The 14546-nt window shown below is 66.7% G+C and carries 14 protein-coding genes; 6 read left to right on the top strand and 8 right to left on the bottom strand.

The features are described 5' to 3' along the window. Positions 1 to 27: 27 nt before the first annotated feature. The 7 genes from AAG689_RS08560 to AAG689_RS08530 all read right to left on the bottom strand — a co-directional run bounded on the left by AAG689_RS08560 (position 28) and on the right by AAG689_RS08530 (position 9193). Positions 28 to 2127, bottom strand: a complete 2100-nt coding sequence (locus tag AAG689_RS08560; RefSeq protein ID WP_406625578.1) for a 3-hydroxyacyl-CoA dehydrogenase NAD-binding domain-containing protein — start codon at positions 2125 to 2127, stop codon at positions 28 to 30. Between the two features lie 201 nt (positions 2128 to 2328). After that, positions 2329 to 3024 (bottom strand): ABC transporter ATP-binding protein, encoded by a 696-nt coding sequence (locus AAG689_RS08555; protein ID WP_020229107.1) that lies wholly within the window; start codon positions 3022 to 3024, stop codon positions 2329 to 2331. Beyond that, entirely contained in the window at positions 3024 to 3812 is a 789-nt protein-coding gene (locus AAG689_RS08550) for an ABC transporter ATP-binding protein (RefSeq protein ID WP_020229106.1), read from the bottom strand. Before AAG689_RS08550 ends, AAG689_RS08555 begins: the two co-directional genes overlap by 1 nt. Further along, a complete protein-coding gene (locus AAG689_RS08545; protein ID WP_406625577.1) occupies positions 3812 to 5146 on the bottom strand; it encodes a branched-chain amino acid ABC transporter permease in 1335 nt (444 codons plus the stop codon). Before AAG689_RS08545 ends, AAG689_RS08550 begins: the two co-directional genes overlap by 1 nt. Positions 5147 to 5151: 5 nt before the next feature. Further along, positions 5152 to 6105: a branched-chain amino acid ABC transporter permease gene (locus AAG689_RS08540; RefSeq protein WP_020229104.1), complete on the bottom strand. Its 954-nt coding sequence runs from the start codon at positions 6103 to 6105 to the stop codon at positions 5152 to 5154. 76 nt (positions 6106 to 6181) lie between these two features. After that, positions 6182 to 7417: a branched-chain amino acid ABC transporter substrate-binding protein gene (locus AAG689_RS08535; protein ID WP_406625576.1), complete on the bottom strand. Its 1236-nt coding sequence runs from the start codon at positions 7415 to 7417 to the stop codon at positions 6182 to 6184. Between the two features lie 138 nt (positions 7418 to 7555). Continuing rightward, the gene (locus tag AAG689_RS08530; protein WP_406625575.1) at positions 7556 to 9193 is read right to left on the bottom strand and encodes a 3-(methylthio)propionyl-CoA ligase; all 1638 of its coding nucleotides are present in this window, start codon (positions 9191 to 9193) and stop codon (positions 7556 to 7558) included. A 160-nt stretch (positions 9194 to 9353) separates the two neighbouring features. On the opposite strand from AAG689_RS08530, the gene AAG689_RS08525 reads away from it, so the two are divergent. The 6 genes from AAG689_RS08525 to AAG689_RS08500 all read left to right on the top strand — a co-directional run bounded on the left by AAG689_RS08525 (position 9354) and on the right by AAG689_RS08500 (position 13664). Then, positions 9354 to 10049 (top strand): Crp/Fnr family transcriptional regulator, encoded by a 696-nt coding sequence (locus AAG689_RS08525; protein WP_406625574.1) that lies wholly within the window; start codon positions 9354 to 9356, stop codon positions 10047 to 10049. An 83-nt stretch (positions 10050 to 10132) separates the two neighbouring features. Further along, complete coding sequence (locus AAG689_RS08520; RefSeq protein ID WP_406626311.1) at positions 10133 to 11578, top strand: protein adenylyltransferase SelO; 1446 nt, start codon at positions 10133 to 10135, stop codon at positions 11576 to 11578. After that, positions 11575 to 11988, top strand: coding sequence for a peptide-methionine (R)-S-oxide reductase MsrB (msrB, locus tag AAG689_RS08515; RefSeq protein WP_020229099.1), 414 nt, complete (start codon positions 11575 to 11577; stop codon positions 11986 to 11988). Before AAG689_RS08520 ends, msrB begins: the two co-directional genes overlap by 4 nt. Continuing rightward, positions 11985 to 12542: a septation protein A gene (locus AAG689_RS08510; protein WP_020229098.1), complete on the top strand. Its 558-nt coding sequence runs from the start codon at positions 11985 to 11987 to the stop codon at positions 12540 to 12542. Before msrB ends, AAG689_RS08510 begins: the two co-directional genes overlap by 4 nt. Continuing rightward, complete coding sequence (locus AAG689_RS08505; RefSeq protein WP_406625573.1) at positions 12539 to 12811, top strand: BolA family protein; 273 nt, start codon at positions 12539 to 12541, stop codon at positions 12809 to 12811. Before AAG689_RS08510 ends, AAG689_RS08505 begins: the two co-directional genes overlap by 4 nt. A gap of 67 nt (positions 12812 to 12878) precedes the next feature. After that, complete coding sequence (locus tag AAG689_RS08500) at positions 12879 to 13664, top strand: peptidyl-prolyl cis-trans isomerase (RefSeq protein WP_406625572.1); 786 nt, start codon at positions 12879 to 12881, stop codon at positions 13662 to 13664. A gap of 47 nt (positions 13665 to 13711) precedes the next feature. Here the strand turns inward: AAG689_RS08500 and AAG689_RS08495 are convergent, their stop codons facing one another. Beyond that, positions 13712 to 14482: a heparan-alpha-glucosaminide N-acetyltransferase gene (locus AAG689_RS08495; RefSeq protein ID WP_406625571.1), complete on the bottom strand. Its 771-nt coding sequence runs from the start codon at positions 14480 to 14482 to the stop codon at positions 13712 to 13714. Positions 14483 to 14546 lie beyond the last annotated feature (64 nt).

Here is a 14546-nt window from a genome sequence, read left to right as displayed (position 1 = left end):
GCTTCAAATCCTTGTTATCGATGACGTTCAGGCGAAGGCCTTGCCCTCGGCGGCGAGTTGCGCCAGCAGCGGCGCGGGCTGCCAGGCGCGGGCATCGTCCAGCGGGTTGCGGGCGAAGCGCTGCATGGCCTGCACGACGTTGAACAGGCCCACTTCGCTCGCGTAGTGCATGGGGCCGCCGCGGTGGATGGGGAAGCCGTAGCCCGTGAGGTAGACCATGTCGATGTCGCCGGACTTGCTGGCGATGCCCTCTTCCAGGATCTTGGCGCCCTCGTTGACCAGCGAATACACGAGGCGCTGCACGATCTCCTCGTCGCTGACCTTGCGCGGGGCGATGCCGGCGTCCTTGCGGTGCTGCTCGATCATGTCCAGCACTTCCTGGCTGGGAATCGCGTCGCGCTTGCGGGGCGCGTAGTCGTACCAGCCCTTGCCGGTCTTCTGGCCGAAGCGGCCCTTCTCGCACAGCAGGTCGGCCGTCTTGCTGTACTTCATGTCCGGCTGCTCGACGGCGCGGCGCTTGCGGATGGCCCAGCCGATGTCGTTGCCCGCGAGGTCGCCCATGCGGAACGGACCCATGGCGAAGCCGAATTTCTCGATGGCCTTGTCCACCTGGCTGGGCGTGCAGCCCTCGTCGAGCAGGAAGCCGGCCTGCTGGCTGTAGCGCTCGATCATGCGGTTGCCGATGAAGCCGTCGCACACGCCCGAGACCACGGCCGTCTTCTTGATCTTCTTGGCGATCGCCATCACGGTGGCCAGCACGTCCTTGGCGGTGTGCTTGCCGCGCACCACTTCCAGCAGCCGCATCACGTTGGCGGGGCTGAAGAAGTGCATGCCGACCACGTCCTGCGGGCGCTGGGTGAACGCGGCGATCTTGTCCACGTCGAGCGTGGAGGTGTTGGAAGCCAGGATAGCGCCGGGCTTGGCCACCTTGTCGAGTTGCTTGAACACGGTCTCCTTGACGCCCAGTTCCTCGAACACGGCCTCGATGATGAGGTCGCAGTCCTTCAGGTCGTCATAGCTCAGCGTGGTGGACAGGAGCGCCATGCGCTGCTGGTACTTGTCTTCCTTGAGCTTGCCCTTCTTCACCTGGGCTTCGTAGTTCTTCTGGATCGTGGCGATGCCGCGGTCCAGCGCCTCCTGCTTCGTCTCCAGGATGGTTACGGGAATGCCCGCATTCAGGAAGTTCATGCTGATGCCGCCACCCATGGTGCCCGCGCCGATCACGCCCACCTTCTTGATGTCGCGCTTGGGCGTGTCCGAGGGCACGTCGGGGATCTTGCTGGCCGCGCGCTCCGCGAAGAACAGGTGGCGCAGCGCGCGCGACTCGGGCGTCCACATGAGGTTGATGAACAGCTCCCGTTCCGTGGCCAGACCCTCTGCGAATTTCTTCTTCGTCGCGGCTTCCACCGCGTCCACGCACTTGGCGGGCGCGGGGAAGTTCCTGGCCATGCCCTTGACCATGTTGCGCGCGAACTGGAAGTAGGCGTCGCCCTCGGGGTGCTTGCACGGCAGGTTGCGCACCAGCGGCAGCGGACGCGCATCGGCCACGCTGCGTGCGAAGGCCAGGGCCTCTTCGGCCAGGGATTCGGGCGATGCGGCCATCTTGTCGAACAGCTTCTGGCCAGGCACGGCGCCGATGAATTCGCTCTTGACCGCCTCGCCGCTCACGATCATGTTCAGGGCCGCCTCCACGCCCACCACGCGCGGCAGGCGCTGCGTGCCGCCCGCGCCAGGCAGCAGGCCCAGCTTCACCTCGGGCAGCGCCACGCTGCAGCCGGGCGCGGCCACGCGGTAGTGGCAGCCCAGTGCCAGCTCCAGCCCGCCGCCCATGCAGACGGTGTGGATGGCGGCGACCACGGGCTTCTCGCAGTGCTCGATGGCGCTGATGACGGAATGCAGGTTGGGCTCCTGCAGCGACTTGTCGGTGCCGAACTCCTTGATGTCCGCGCCGCCCGAGAAGGCGCCGCCCGCGCCGGTGATGACGATGGCCTTGACGGCCGCGTCGGCCTGCGCGCGGTCGAGGCCCTCCACGATGCCCCGGCGCGTGGCCAGGCCGAGCCCGTTGACGGGCGGGTTGTTGAGCGTGATCACGGCCACGTCGCCGTGGACCTGGTATTCAGCCGTCATGCTGTCGTTTCCTCTTGGATCTCGGTGGATGAAAGAAAAGTACGCTCGTGCGCTTTTTTCCGCAAGTCTAGGGGGAGTCGGGTGCACGCCCTTGTCTCAGGGGGGACAAAGGCGCACCGCCCGCAGGGGCTCCGCGCGCTAGCGCTATGGTTTGCATAGCTGGTTGCGCTTGATGGGATTGCGCTGGAGGCGCTTTTGGCTTCAAACCTCCAGCCACTCCTTGCGCACGTAGCTGTTGGCGCGCAGTTCGTCGGGCGTGCCCTGGAAGACGATGCTGCCGTGGCCCATGACCAGCGCGCGGTCGGAGATAGTCATGGCGATGGTGAGCTTCTGCTCGATCAGCAGCACGGAGATGCCCCGCTCCTTGAGCTTGGTGAGGTATTCGCCCACCAGCTCCACTATTTTTGGCGCGAGTCCTTCCGTGGGTTCGTCGATGATGATGAGGTCGGGGTCGCCCATGAGCGTGCGGCACAGCGTGAGCATCTGCTGCTCGCCGCCGGACATCACGCCCGCCTCGATGTTGCGCCGCTCCTTGAGGCGCGGGAACATGGCGTACATGTCGTCGAACGACCAGCGGCTGCCCCGGCCAGCGCCCTTCTGGCCCAGGAGCAGGTTCTGGTGCACGGTGAGGTTGGGGAACACGTCGCGGCTCTCGGGTACGTAGCCCAGACCCAGGTGGGCGATCTCGTAGGCCTTCTTGCCCGCGAGGCTCTGGCCCTTCCAGTCGATGCCGCCCTCCCAGTCCACCAGTCCCATGATGGCCTTGGCCGCCGTGGAGCGGCCCGAGCCGTTGCGCCCCAGCAGCGCGACGATCTCGCCGGGCCGCACGTCGAACGCCACGCCGTGCAGCACGTGGCTCTTGCCGTAGTAGGCGTGCAGGTTCTCGATTTTCAGCATCAGTGTCCCCCCGCCTGCTGCGCCGCGATGACGGAGCCCAGGTAGGCCTCCTGCACGCGCGGGTTGGCGCGCACGTTCTCGGGCGTATCGAAGGCGATCACCTCGCCGTAGACCACCACCGCGATCTTGTCGGCCAGGCCGAAGACCACGCCCATGTCGTGCTCCACGGTCAGCAGGGTGCGGCCCTGCGTCACCTCCTTGATGAGGTGGATGAAGCGCGTGGTCTCGCTCTTGCTCATGCCGGCGGTGGGCTCGTCCAGCAGGATGACGCTGGCGCCGCCCGCGATGGTGATGCCGATCTCCAGCGCCCGCTGCTCGGCATAGGTAAGGTTCATGGCCAGCGTGTCGCGCTTCTTTTCGAGCTTGATCATCTCCATGAGTTGCTCGGCGCGCTCGTTGGCGTCCTGCAGCTTCGACAGGAAGCGCCAGAACGCATAGCGGTAGCCCAGGCTCCAGAGCACGCCGCAGCGCAGGTTCTCGAACACGCTGAGCTTGGGAAAGATGTTGGTGATCTGGAAGCTGCGCGACAGGCCCATGCGGTTGATCTCGAACGGCTTCTTGCCGTCGATGCGCGCGCCGTGCAGCAGCACCTCGCCACTGGTGGGGGCGAAGCGCCCGCTGATCAGGTTGAACAGCGTGGACTTGCCCGCGCCGTTGGGCCCGATGATGGCCACGCGCTCGCCCGCCTGCACGGCGAGCTGGGCGCCGCGGATGATCTCGGTCTTGCCGAAGCTCTTGCGCAGGTCGCGCAGCTCCAGCGCATAGGCCGCTTGGTGGTCCGTCGTCATCACGCCGCCTCCCCGCGCTTGATCTCGTGCTCGATTTCTTCCTGGATCTCGCCCCACTGCCGCAGGAACTGCCGCCTGCACAGTTCGAACAGCCCCAGCCCCGTCACGAACACGAAGCCCGCGCCGAACCAGCTTCCCGCGCTGTGGGCGTCCAGCGTGGCGCCCAGGAACGTGAGCTGCGGCCCCAGCGCCGCGTTGAGCTGCAGGTGGTAGGTCATCTCGATCATCGCGGCCGCGCCCAGCACCGCCACCAGGGCCGTGCCGCCCAGCGCCAGGTAGGCGCTGATGATGCCGCGCAGCTTGCCGTACTTGGCCAGCCGCAGGTTCATCATGATCAGGCTGGCGATGCCGCCAGGCGCATACATCACCATGAACAGGAACACCAGCCCCAGGTACAGCAGCCAGGCCTTGGACAGCTCCGACAGCAACACCGAGGCCAGCACCAGCAGCACCGCGCCGATGATGGGCCCGAAGAAGAACGTCGCCCCGCCCAGGAAGGTGAACAGCAGGTAGCCGCCCGAGCGCACCACGCTCACGCTGTCGGCGCCGGTGACGATCTCGAAGTTGATGGCCCCCAGCGCCCCGCCCACGCCCGCGAAGAAGCCCGCGATGATGAAGGCGAAGTAGCGCACGCGCTGCGTGTTGTAGCCGATGAACTCCACGCGCTCGGGGTTGTCGCGCACGGCGTTGAGGATGCGCCCCAGCGGCGTGCCGGTGAAGGCGAACATCAGCGCCGTGCAGACGAAGCAATATGCCGCGATCAGGTAATAGACCTGGATCGCGGGTCCGAAGGTGATGCCGAACACGCTGCCGCCGTACACGCGGTCGGTGGTGATGCCGCCCTCGCCGCCGAAGAATTCGGGGAACATCAACGCCATCGAGGCCACCAGCTCGCCGATGCCCAGCGTGATCATGGCGAAGGTGGTGCCCGACTTCTTGGTGGTCACGAAGCCCAGCACCACGGCGAAGAACATGCCCGCCAGCCCGCCGATGATGGGCATGAGCACCAGGGGAATGCCCAGCGTGCCCGCGCCCGCCATGTTGATGGCATGCACCGTGATGAAGGAGCCGAGCCCCGTGTACACCGCATGGCCGAAGCTCAGCATGCCGCCCTGCCCCAGCAGGATGTTGTAGGACAGGCAGATGATGATGGCGTAGCCGATCTGCGAGAGCATGGTCAGCGCCAGCCCGCTCGTGAACACCTTCGGCGCGACGATGAGCGCGAGGGCGAACAGGCTCCAAAGGACGATCCGGCCCACGTTCAGAGGCTTGAACCGGTAGTAGCGGGTGGCGCGCGGCGCGGCGGCCGCGGGCAGGGAGGAAGTCGTTTGCATGGCCTTCAATCCTCCCGGGTGCCCAGCAGGCCCTTGGGCCGGAAGATCAGAATCAGGACGAGGAACAGGTACGGCAGGATGGGCGCGACCTGCGAGATGGTGAGCTTGAGCAGCGGGTAGCCGAAGGTCTGCTCGGTGACCTGCACGCCCAGCCCGGCAAAGGCATGCACCAGCGAATAGTCCAGCGCCACGGCGAAGGTCTGCACCAGGCCGATGAGCAGCGAGGCCAGGAACGCCCCGGCCAGCGAGCCCATGCCGCCCACCACCACCACCACGAAGATGATGGAGCCCACGGACGCGGCCATGGCCGGCTCCGTCACATAGGTGTTGCCGCCGATCACGCCGGCCAGGCCCGCCAGCGCGCAGCCGCCGCCGAAGACCAGCATGAACACGCGCGGCACGTTGTGGCCCAGCGCCTCCACCATGTGGGGGTGCTTGAGCGCGGCCTGGATCACCAGGCCGATGCGCGTGCGCGTGAGCACCAGCCACACCGACACCAGCATGAGCACCGCCACCAGCATGATGAACGAGCGCGACTTGGGAAACTGCGTGCCGTACAGCGTGAACAGCGGCCCCTGGAGCTGCGTGGGCAGGCCATAGGGCACGGTGGATCGGCCCCACACGAGCTGCACCACTTCCAGCACCAGGTACGACAGGCCGAACGTGACCAGCAGCTCGGGCACATGGCCGAACTTGTGCACCCGGCGCAGCGCGTAGCGCTCGAAGAGCGCCCCCAGCGCCCCGACGAGCAGCGGCGCGGCGAAGAGCGCCGGCCAGAAGCCGATGGCGCCAGACAGCGTGTAGGCAAAGTACGCCCCCAGCATGTAGAAGCTGGTGTGGGCGAAATTGAGCACCCCCATCATGCTGAAGATCAGAGTCAGCCCCGAGCTCAGCATGAACAGCAGCAGCCCGTAGCTGACGCCGTTCAGCAGGGAGATCACGAAAAACTCGAGATTCATGGAAACACTTCGTGGCAGGTGAAAAAAAGGCCCGAGGAGAGTCGGGCCCCAAAGGTCTTCACACCAGGAATCGCAATCAGGAGGGCCGTTTCATCTGGCACGAGGTGGGCGTGCTGGCCACGTAGGGCTCGTAGTACTTCACGGGCACGAAGGTGTAGCCGGTGTTCTCCGCATCTACGGGGTACTTGCCGCCGGCCTTTTCCCAGCGGTTGACGAACAGGCCCTGCTGGAGCTGGTGGTCGGTCTTGCGCATCTCGACCTCGCCGTTGAAGCTGTTGAACTTCATGCCTTCCATGGCCGCGGCCACCTTGGCGGGGTCGGTGGACTTGGCCTTCACGAAGGCCGCGTCCAGCATGGAGAAGGCGTGGTAGACCGCGCCGGTGTACATGTCGTCGTTGAACTTCTTCTTGTACTCGCCCACGATGCGGCCGATGTCGCCCGGCAGGTTCAGGTGGCTGTACGAGACCATGTACACCCGCCCGGCCGCGCCCGCGCCCATGGCCGTGGGGCTGCCCGTCACGCCGCCGTAGTAGGTGTAGAAATTGACGTTGTTCAGGCCCGCGTCGTTGGCCGCCTTGATGAGCAGCGCCAGGTCGGAGCCCCAGTTGCCGGTGATCACGGTGTCGGCGCCCGACTGCTTGATCTTGGCGATGTAGGGCGAGAAGTCGCGCACCTGCGCCAGGGGGTGCAGGTCATCGCCCACCACCTGCACGTCGGGGCGCTTGCGCTTGAGGTTTTCCTTGGCGTACTTGGAGACCTGGTGGCCGTGCGAGTAGTTCTGGTTGATGAGGTAGACCTTCTTGACCTCCGCCTGGTCCTTCATGAAGGTGGTCATGGCCTCCATCTTCATGGAGGTGTCGGCATCCAGGCGGAAGTGCCAGTAGCTGCACTTGCTGTTGGTGAGGTCGGGGTCCACCGCGGCGTAGTTGAGGTAAACCACCTCCTTGCCGGGGTTGCGCGCGTTGTGCTTCTCCAACGCGTCGATGATGGCCAGCGCCGGGCCCGAGCCGTTGCCCTGCACCACGAAGCGCGCGCCCTGGTCCATGGCCGAGCGCAGCGCGCTCGTGGTTTCCTGCGGGCTCAGCTTGTTGTCGATGCCGATGATCTCGAACTTCACGCCCGACGCGTTCTTCTTGTTGAACTCCTCGGCGACGAACTGGAAGCTCTTGAGCTGGTTCGTTCCCACCGCCGCCATCAGGCCCGACAGGGGGTCCAGCCAGGCGATCTTGACCGTCTCGCCCTTTTGAGCGAATGCGCCGCCAGCGCAAGCCACCAAAGCGCCAGCAGCTACCATTTTGATAGTAAACTTCATGCCTCGTCTCCTTTATAAGAATGGGTACGCCGCAGCGTACAGGGTTGCCATCGGGCACCGTTCAGGGATTGCCCCTAGCAGCTATCGCCGACGTGACGCACCGCTGAGGCGCATGGCCGCGCGGTGCGCCCGCCGCCGTCACAGGCCCGGCAGCTTGTAGCCCGCCAGTTGCTCGCGCAGGCGGGTCTTGAGCATCTTGCCGGTGGCACCCAGCGGGATCGCGTCGACGAACACCACGTCGTCGGGGATCTGCCATTTGGCCGTCTTGCCTTCGTAGAACGCCAGCAGTTCCTCGCGCGTGACCTCCTTGCCCGGCCGCTTGGTGACGGCGACGATGGGGCGCTCGTCCCACTTCGGGTGCGGCATGCCGATGCACGCGGCCATGGCCACGGCCGGGTGGGCCATGGCGATGTTCTCGATGTCGATGGAGCTGATCCACTCGCCGCCGGACTTGATCACGTCCTTGCTGCGGTCGGTGATCTGCATGTAGCCGTCGGCGTCGATGGTGGCCACGTCGCCCGTGGGGAACCAGCCCACGCCGTGCTCGTCCTTCACCAGGGGGCTTTCGCCCTTGTAGTAGGTGTCCAGGATCCAGGGGCCGCGCACCAGCAGGTCGCCGTAGGTCTTGCCGTCCCAGGGCTGCTCCCGGCCGTCGGCACCCACGATCTTCATGTCCACGCCGTAGATGGCGCGGCCCTGCTTCTGCAGGATGTGCATCTGCGCATCCTTGTCCATCTTCAGGTGCTTGTTCTTGAGCGAGCACAGCGTGCCCAGCGGGCTCATCTCGGTCATGCCCCAGGCGTGCAGCACGGTGACGCCGTAACCTTCCTGAAAGGCCGTGATCATGGCCGGCGGGCAGGCCGAGCCGCCGATGACCGTGCGCTGCAGCGAGCTGAACTTCAGCCCGCCCGCCTGCACGTGGCCCAGCAGCATCTGCCACACCGTGGGCACGCCGGCGGCGAAGGTCACGCCCTCGGACTCGATGAGCTCGTAGACCGACTTGCCGTCCAGCGCGGGGCCGGGGAACACCACCTTGCAGCCCGTGAGCGCCGCGGAATACGGGATGCCCCAGGCGTTGACATGGAACATGGGCACGACGGGCAGCACCGCGTCGCGCGCCGAGAGGTTCATCACGTCGGGCAGCGCGGCGGCGTAGGCGTGCAGCGTGGTGGAGCGGTGGCTGTACAGCGCCGCCTTGGGGTTGCCCGTGGTGCCGCTGGTGTAGCACATGCTGGACGCGGAGTTCTCGTCGAACACGGGCCACTGGTATTCGCTCGATACGCCGCCGATCCAGGCCTCGTAGCTCACCAGGCCGGGAATGCCGGAGTCCGCGGGCAGCTTGTCGGCGTCGCACAGCGCCACCCATCGCTTGACCGTGGGGCACTTGGCATGCACGGCCTGCACCAGGGGCAGGAAGGTCATGTCGAAGCACAGCACCTGGTCTTCGGCGTGGTTCATGATCCAGGCGATCTGCTCGGGGTGCAGGCGCGGGTTGATCGTGTGCAGCACGCGGCCCGAGCCGCTCACGCCGAAGTACATCTCCATGTGGCGGTAGCCGTTCCACGCGAGCGATGCCACGCGGTCGCCGGACTGCAGGCCCAGGGCCTCGACCGCATTGGCCAGCTGCCGAGACCGGCGCGCCAGGTCGCGGTAGGTGTAGCGATGGATGTCCCCCTCCACGCGGCGCGAGACGATCTCCCCATCGCCGTGGTGCCGCTCCGCGAACGTGATCAGCGACGAGATCAAGAGGGGTTGGCTCTGCATGAGGCCCAGCATGTGTGCTCCTTGTTGTGATGGAAACGAAACTCTTATCCTAAACCTCGGCATGCGCGTTCGGCACGGCAGTCTGCAAGGCTTGGCGAACGGCGCCAACACCTGTCGCGCCGCTGACAGATCACGGGGGTTTACCCGGCCGGCGCCAGGGCTGCGCGGCACAATGGCCGGCATGTTCGCCACCACGCCTCCCGCCCACCGTTTCCTCGCCGCGCAGCCCTGGTTCGCGGCGCAGGATGCCTCGCTGCGGCAGGCATTGCAGGACGGCGTGCACACGCTGCGGGGCGCCAAGGGCGAGGCGGTGCTGGAAGCGGGCGCCGAGGTCGGGGGCTGGTACGCGGTGCTTTCCGGCCTGGTGATGCTGCACAGCCCCGAGGCGCGGGGGCGCCAGTCGGCCTTTCTCGGCGTGCCCGATGGCGAATGGTTCGGCGAAGGCTCGGCCATGAAGGCCGAGCCGCGCCGCTACCGCGTGGTCGCGCTGCGCGAAACGCAGCTGATGTGCCTGCCCCTGCCGCTGTTCCAGCGGCTGCGCGAGACCAGCCTGGCGTTCAACCAGTGCCTGGCCGCGCACCTGAACATGCGGCTGGGCCAGGCCATGGCCATCATCGAGGCGGGCCGCATGCGCTCACCCGAGCACCGCGTGGCGCTGTACCTGAGCCCGCTGTTCTGGCGCAGCACGCGCCGCATCCACCTCACGCAGGAAGAGCTGGGCCACCTCGCGGGGCTGTCGCGGCAGACGGTGAACCGTGTCCTGCGGCAGCTGGAAGCCCTGCGCATCGTCTCGCTGGACTTCGGGCGCGTGGCCATCGTGGACGACGCGGCACTGGCCGCCTATATCTCCGACACCGCCGACGCCTGACTCCCCAAGGCCTTGCCGCCCGGGGGGCAAAAGCCCGTGGGCGACAATCGCGCCATGCACCCGCCAGCCACCGCCGAAGGCGCATCCCCCTGGCCTGGCGCCACGGGTTCGCCGGCCTCGGCCCCGCCTTCTATACCGAATTGCGCCCCACGCCCCTGCCCGCTCCCTACTGGGTGGGCACGAGCGCCGACATGGCCGCCCTGCTCGGCCTGCCCGCCGGCTGGATGGGCAGCGACGCGGCGCTGCAGGCCTTCACCGGCAACGCGCTGCTGCCCGGCAGCCGGCCGCTGGCCAGCGTCTACAGCGGCCACCAGTTCGGTGTCTGGGCCGGGCAGCTCGGGGACGGGCGCGCCATCCTGCTGGGTGAGACGGCTCAGGGCCAGGAAATCCAGCTCAAGGGCAGCGGCCTCACGCCCTACTCGCGCATGGGCGACGGCCGCGCCGTGCTGCGCTCGTCCATCCGCGAGTTCCTGTGCAGCGAGGCCATGCATGCCCTGGGCGTCCCCACCACGCGCGCGCTGTGCGTGACGGGCTCGCCCGCGCCCGTGTACCGCGAAGAGGCCGAAACCGCGGCCGTGGTCACGCGCGTGGCACCGAGCTTCATCCGCTTCGGGCATTTCGAGCATTTCGCCGCGCGCAACCAGTTGCAGGAGCTGCGCACCCTGGCGGACTATGTGATCGACCGCTACTACCCACAATGCCGTGCAACCGATGCATCCAGCGGCAACGCCTGCGCTGCGCTGCTGCAGGCCGTGAGCGAGCGCACCGCCGCGCTCATCGCGCAGTGGCAGGCCGTGGGCTTTTGCCACGGCGTGATGAACACGGACAACATGAGCATCCTGGGGCTCACCATCGACTACGGGCCCTTCCAGTTCCTCGATGCGTTCGATCCGAACCACATCTGCAACCACAGCGACAGCCAGGGCCGCTACGCCTTCCGCCGCCAGCCCGCCATCGGCTGGTGGAACCTGCACTGCCTGGCGCAGGCGCTGCTGCCGCTCATCGACGACGTGGCCGTGGCCCAGCAGGCGCTGGGCACCTACGAAGCCGTGTTCGCCGCGCAGTTCATCGAGCGCATGCGCGCCAAACTCGGGCTGCGCTCCGCCCATCCTGGCGCCGCGGCGCTGATCGACACGCTGCTGCAGTTGCTGGCGGCGGGCCGCGTGGACTACCCCATCTTCTGGCGCCGCCTGTCGCAGGCCGTGGCCGAGGACGCCTTCGAGCCCGTGCGCGACCTGTTCGCCGACCGCGCCGCGTTCGACGCCTGGCTGCTCTCTTATCAGGAGCTGCTTGCGCTTGATGGCAAAGCGCTGGCAGCCGATTTGATGCTCAAGAACAACCCGCGGTTCGTGCTGCGCAACCACCTGGGCGAGCAGGCCATCCGCGCAGCGAAACTCGGCGACCTCCGGGAACTCCAAACCCTGCAGACGCTGCTGGCGCGCCCCTTCGACGAACACCCCGGCCACGAGGCCTACGCCGGCTTTCCGCCCGACTGGGCGTCTTCCATTTCCATCAGCTGCTCCTCATGACCTACCCCATCCAGAAAACCGAAGCCCAGTGGCAGGCGCTGCTCCAGGACAAAGGCGCCGAGCCCGGCGCTTTCCAGGTCACACGCCGCGCGGCCACCGAGCGCCCATTCACCGGCAAGTACGAGGGGCATTGGGCCGACGGCAGCTACCACTGCATCTGCTGCGGGGCCAAGCTGTTCGACTCCGGCACCAAGTTCGACGCGGGCTGTGGCTGGCCCAGCTTCTCGCAGGCCATGCCCGGCGCCATCCGCGAAATCGAGGACCGCAGCCACGGCATGCTGCGCACCGAGACCGTGTGTGCACAATGCGGGGCCCATCTGGGCCACGTCTTCCCCGACGGCCCAGCCCCCACGGGCCTGCGCTACTGCATGAACTCCGCCTCGCTCGACTTCGAATCCCCGGCGCCATGAAACTGCTCATCGACTTCTTTCCCATCATCCTGTTCTTCGCGGCCTTCAAGGTCTGGGGCATCTACGCGGCCACGGGCGTGGCCATCGCCGCCACCATCGTGCAGATCGGCTATCTGCGCATGCGCCACGGCAAGGTCGAGCCCATGCAGTGGCTCAGCCTGGGGGTGATCGTGGTGTTCGGCGGCGCGACGCTGCTGGCGCACAGCGAGACCTTCATCAAGTGGAAGCCCACCGTGCTCTACTGGCTCATGGGCGCGGCGTTGCTCGTGGGCCAGTTCCTGCTGCGCAAGAACTTCATCAAATCGCTCATGGGCGCGCAGATCACGCTGCCCGAGCCCGTGTGGCGCAGCCTGAACTGGGCCTGGACGGGCTTCTTCGCCGCCATGGGCGTGCTCAACCTCTGGGTGGCCTACACCTTCGATACCGACACCTGGGTCAACTTCAAGCTGTTCGGTGGCATCGGGCTCATGTTCGCCTTCGTCATCGCCCAGGCCCTGTACCTCGGCCGCTACCTCAAGGAAGAGGAAGCCACTCCCGAGGACGCACAGCCATGAAGCAGCCGTTCGCCATCACCGCCGAAGCCATGGCCGAGCGCCTGCAGGAGGCGCTGTCCCCCACGCAACTGCAGGTCATCGACGAAAGCGGCCTGCACGAGGGCCACGCCGGGGCCAACGGCACCGGTTTCGGCACCCATTTCCGGGTGCGAATCGCGTCACCGTTGTTTACAGCCAGGCCCCGCGTGGCACAGCATCGGCTTGTGTATGATGCGCTGCAGGTTTTCATCGACCGTGGCGCCCATGCCATTGCGATTGAAATCCTCTGACCCCAGCCCTATTTGAAGGCTCGCGGGCCACCACCCGCACACCATTTCCTATTTCCGTGGATTCCCAATGAAGAAAAAGCTCTTGTCCGGCCTCGTGGCCGCCGCCCTGCTGGGCACGATGGCTCTGCCCGTTGCCGCGCAAAACCTCGCCATCGTCAACGGCAAGGCCGTCCCGAAGGAACGCGCCGAAGTCCTCAAGCAGCAGGTGGAGCGCTCGGGCCGTCCGATCACCCCCGAGATCGAGAGCCAGATCAAGGAAGAAGTGATCGCCCGCGAAATCTTCATGCAGGAAGCGCAAAAGCGCGGCCTGGAAGCCTCGGCCGACTACAAGGCCCAGATGGAACTGGCCCGCCAGACCATCCTGATCCGCGAGCTGTTCGCCGACTACCAGAAGAGCAGCCCCGTCACCGACGCCGAGATCCAGGCCGAATACGACAAGTTCGTGGCCGCCAACGCCGGCAAGGAATACAAGGCCAGCCACATCCTGGTGGAGAAGGAAGATGAGGCCAAGGCCATCATCGCCTCGCTCAAGAAGGGCGGCAAGTTCGAAGACATCGCCAAGAAGCAGTCCAAGGACCCTGGCTCCGGCGCCCGCGGCGGCGACCTGGACTGGGCCAGCCCCAGCAGCTACGTGCCCGAGTTCACCGAGGCCCTCGTGAAGCTCGAAAAGGGCAAGACCACGCAAGCGCCGGTGAAGAGCCAGTTCGGCTGGCACGTGATCCGCCTGGACGACGTGCGCGAGGCCCAGCTGCCCAAGCTCGACGAGGTCAAGCCCCAGATCGCCCAGCAGTTGCAGCAGCAGAAGCTGATCAAGTTCCAGGAAGACCTGCGCGCCAAGGCCAAGGTGGAATAACCACCCTGCCCTGCGCTCCCTGCAAACGCGGCCATGTGCCGCGTTTTTCATGTGCGCAGCCAGCCGATGAGCAGGAACGCGCCGATCATCACCGGCTGGTGCAGCATGTAGTAGCCGAGGCTGTAGCGCCCCAGCGCGGCCAGCGGCCTGCCCGCGCCGCCCACCGGCCCGGCAAGCCAAGCAGGCCGCCGTGCGAGCAGCCCCTGGCCGCATGCCATGCCCCACCACATCACGCCCAGCCAGGGGAACACGGGCACGTAATCCTCGGTGAACGGCTTGCGCGTCACCCAGCCCAGCCAGTTCAGCGCCCGGCCGTCGAAGGCTGCGGCCCATGTGGACAGCGGCCCCGACAGCGCCCACCCGGCCGCCCAGGGCGACAGCACGGCCAGCAGGCCCGCCAGCCACAGCCAGCGCCCCCAGCCCGCCGTGGCCCGCGCCACCAGCAGCATCACGGCCATGCCGTGCAGCACGCCGAAGTAGATGAAGCTGCGGGGAAACATGAGGTAGGAGCCCGCCGTCACCAGCAGTGCGCAGCCGGCGATCTGACCCCAACGCCTGCCGAAGCGCAGCCCGCCCACCCCGCGGTGCCATGCGACGGCCTGTCCCAGTCCGGCGCAGAACAGGAACAGGCTCACGATCAGCGTGCGCTGCACGGTCCAGAAGGCATCGCCGCGAAAATCCTGCGCCCAGTAGCCGAAATGGCTCAGGTCGAAGCTGAAGTGAAAGAGCGTCATCCACACCATGGCGACGCCGCGCAAGGCATCCACCCGGTCGTAGCGCACCGCTGCGCCTGTGCTCCATCCGCCGTGTCCTGCCATGCCCCCTCCAGCACCCATGACGAAAAAAGGGGTTGGCTCCTGAAGAGCCAACCCCTTGTATACG

Origin of the sequence: Acidovorax sp. SDU_ACID1 (assembly GCF_045291395.1) — a bacterium.
Classification (GTDB): Bacteria; Pseudomonadota; Gammaproteobacteria; order Burkholderiales; family Burkholderiaceae_C; genus MR-S7.
The sequence above is the reverse complement of the archived record's forward strand: the minus strand, read 5'-3'. Positions and strand labels throughout refer to the sequence as shown.

What these genes read in the sequence shown, in the direction of transcription:
- AAG689_RS08560 (WP_406625578.1), bottom strand. Translation starts at nt 2,127, where the DNA reads ATGACGGCTGAATACCAGGTCCACGGCGACGTGGCCGTGATCACGCTC.
- AAG689_RS08555 (WP_020229107.1), bottom strand. Translation starts at nt 3,024, where the DNA reads ATGCTGAAAATCGAGAACCTGCACGCCTACTACGGCAAGAGCCACGTG.
- AAG689_RS08550 (WP_020229106.1), bottom strand. Translation starts at nt 3,812, where the DNA reads ATGACGACGGACCACCAAGCGGCCTATGCGCTGGAGCTGCGCGACCTG.
- AAG689_RS08545 (WP_406625577.1), bottom strand. Translation starts at nt 5,146, where the DNA reads ATGCAAACGACTTCCTCCCTGCCCGCGGCCGCCGCGCCGCGCGCCACC.
- AAG689_RS08540 (WP_020229104.1), bottom strand. Translation starts at nt 6,105, where the DNA reads ATGAATCTCGAGTTTTTCGTGATCTCCCTGCTGAACGGCGTCAGCTAC.
- AAG689_RS08535 (WP_406625576.1), bottom strand. Translation starts at nt 7,417, where the DNA reads ATGAAGTTTACTATCAAAATGGTAGCTGCTGGCGCTTTGGTGGCTTGC.
- AAG689_RS08530 (WP_406625575.1), bottom strand. Translation starts at nt 9,193, where the DNA reads ATGCTGGGCCTCATGCAGAGCCAACCCCTCTTGATCTCGTCGCTGATC.
- AAG689_RS08525 (WP_406625574.1), top strand. Translation starts at nt 9,354, where the DNA reads ATGGCCGGCATGTTCGCCACCACGCCTCCCGCCCACCGTTTCCTCGCC.
- msrB (WP_020229099.1), top strand. Translation starts at nt 11,575, where the DNA reads ATGACCTACCCCATCCAGAAAACCGAAGCCCAGTGGCAGGCGCTGCTC.
- AAG689_RS08510 (WP_020229098.1), top strand. Translation starts at nt 11,985, where the DNA reads ATGAAACTGCTCATCGACTTCTTTCCCATCATCCTGTTCTTCGCGGCC.
- AAG689_RS08505 (WP_406625573.1), top strand. Translation starts at nt 12,539, where the DNA reads ATGAAGCAGCCGTTCGCCATCACCGCCGAAGCCATGGCCGAGCGCCTG.
- AAG689_RS08500 (WP_406625572.1), top strand. Translation starts at nt 12,879, where the DNA reads ATGAAGAAAAAGCTCTTGTCCGGCCTCGTGGCCGCCGCCCTGCTGGGC.
- AAG689_RS08495 (WP_406625571.1), bottom strand. Translation starts at nt 14,482, where the DNA reads ATGGCAGGACACGGCGGATGGAGCACAGGCGCAGCGGTGCGCTACGAC.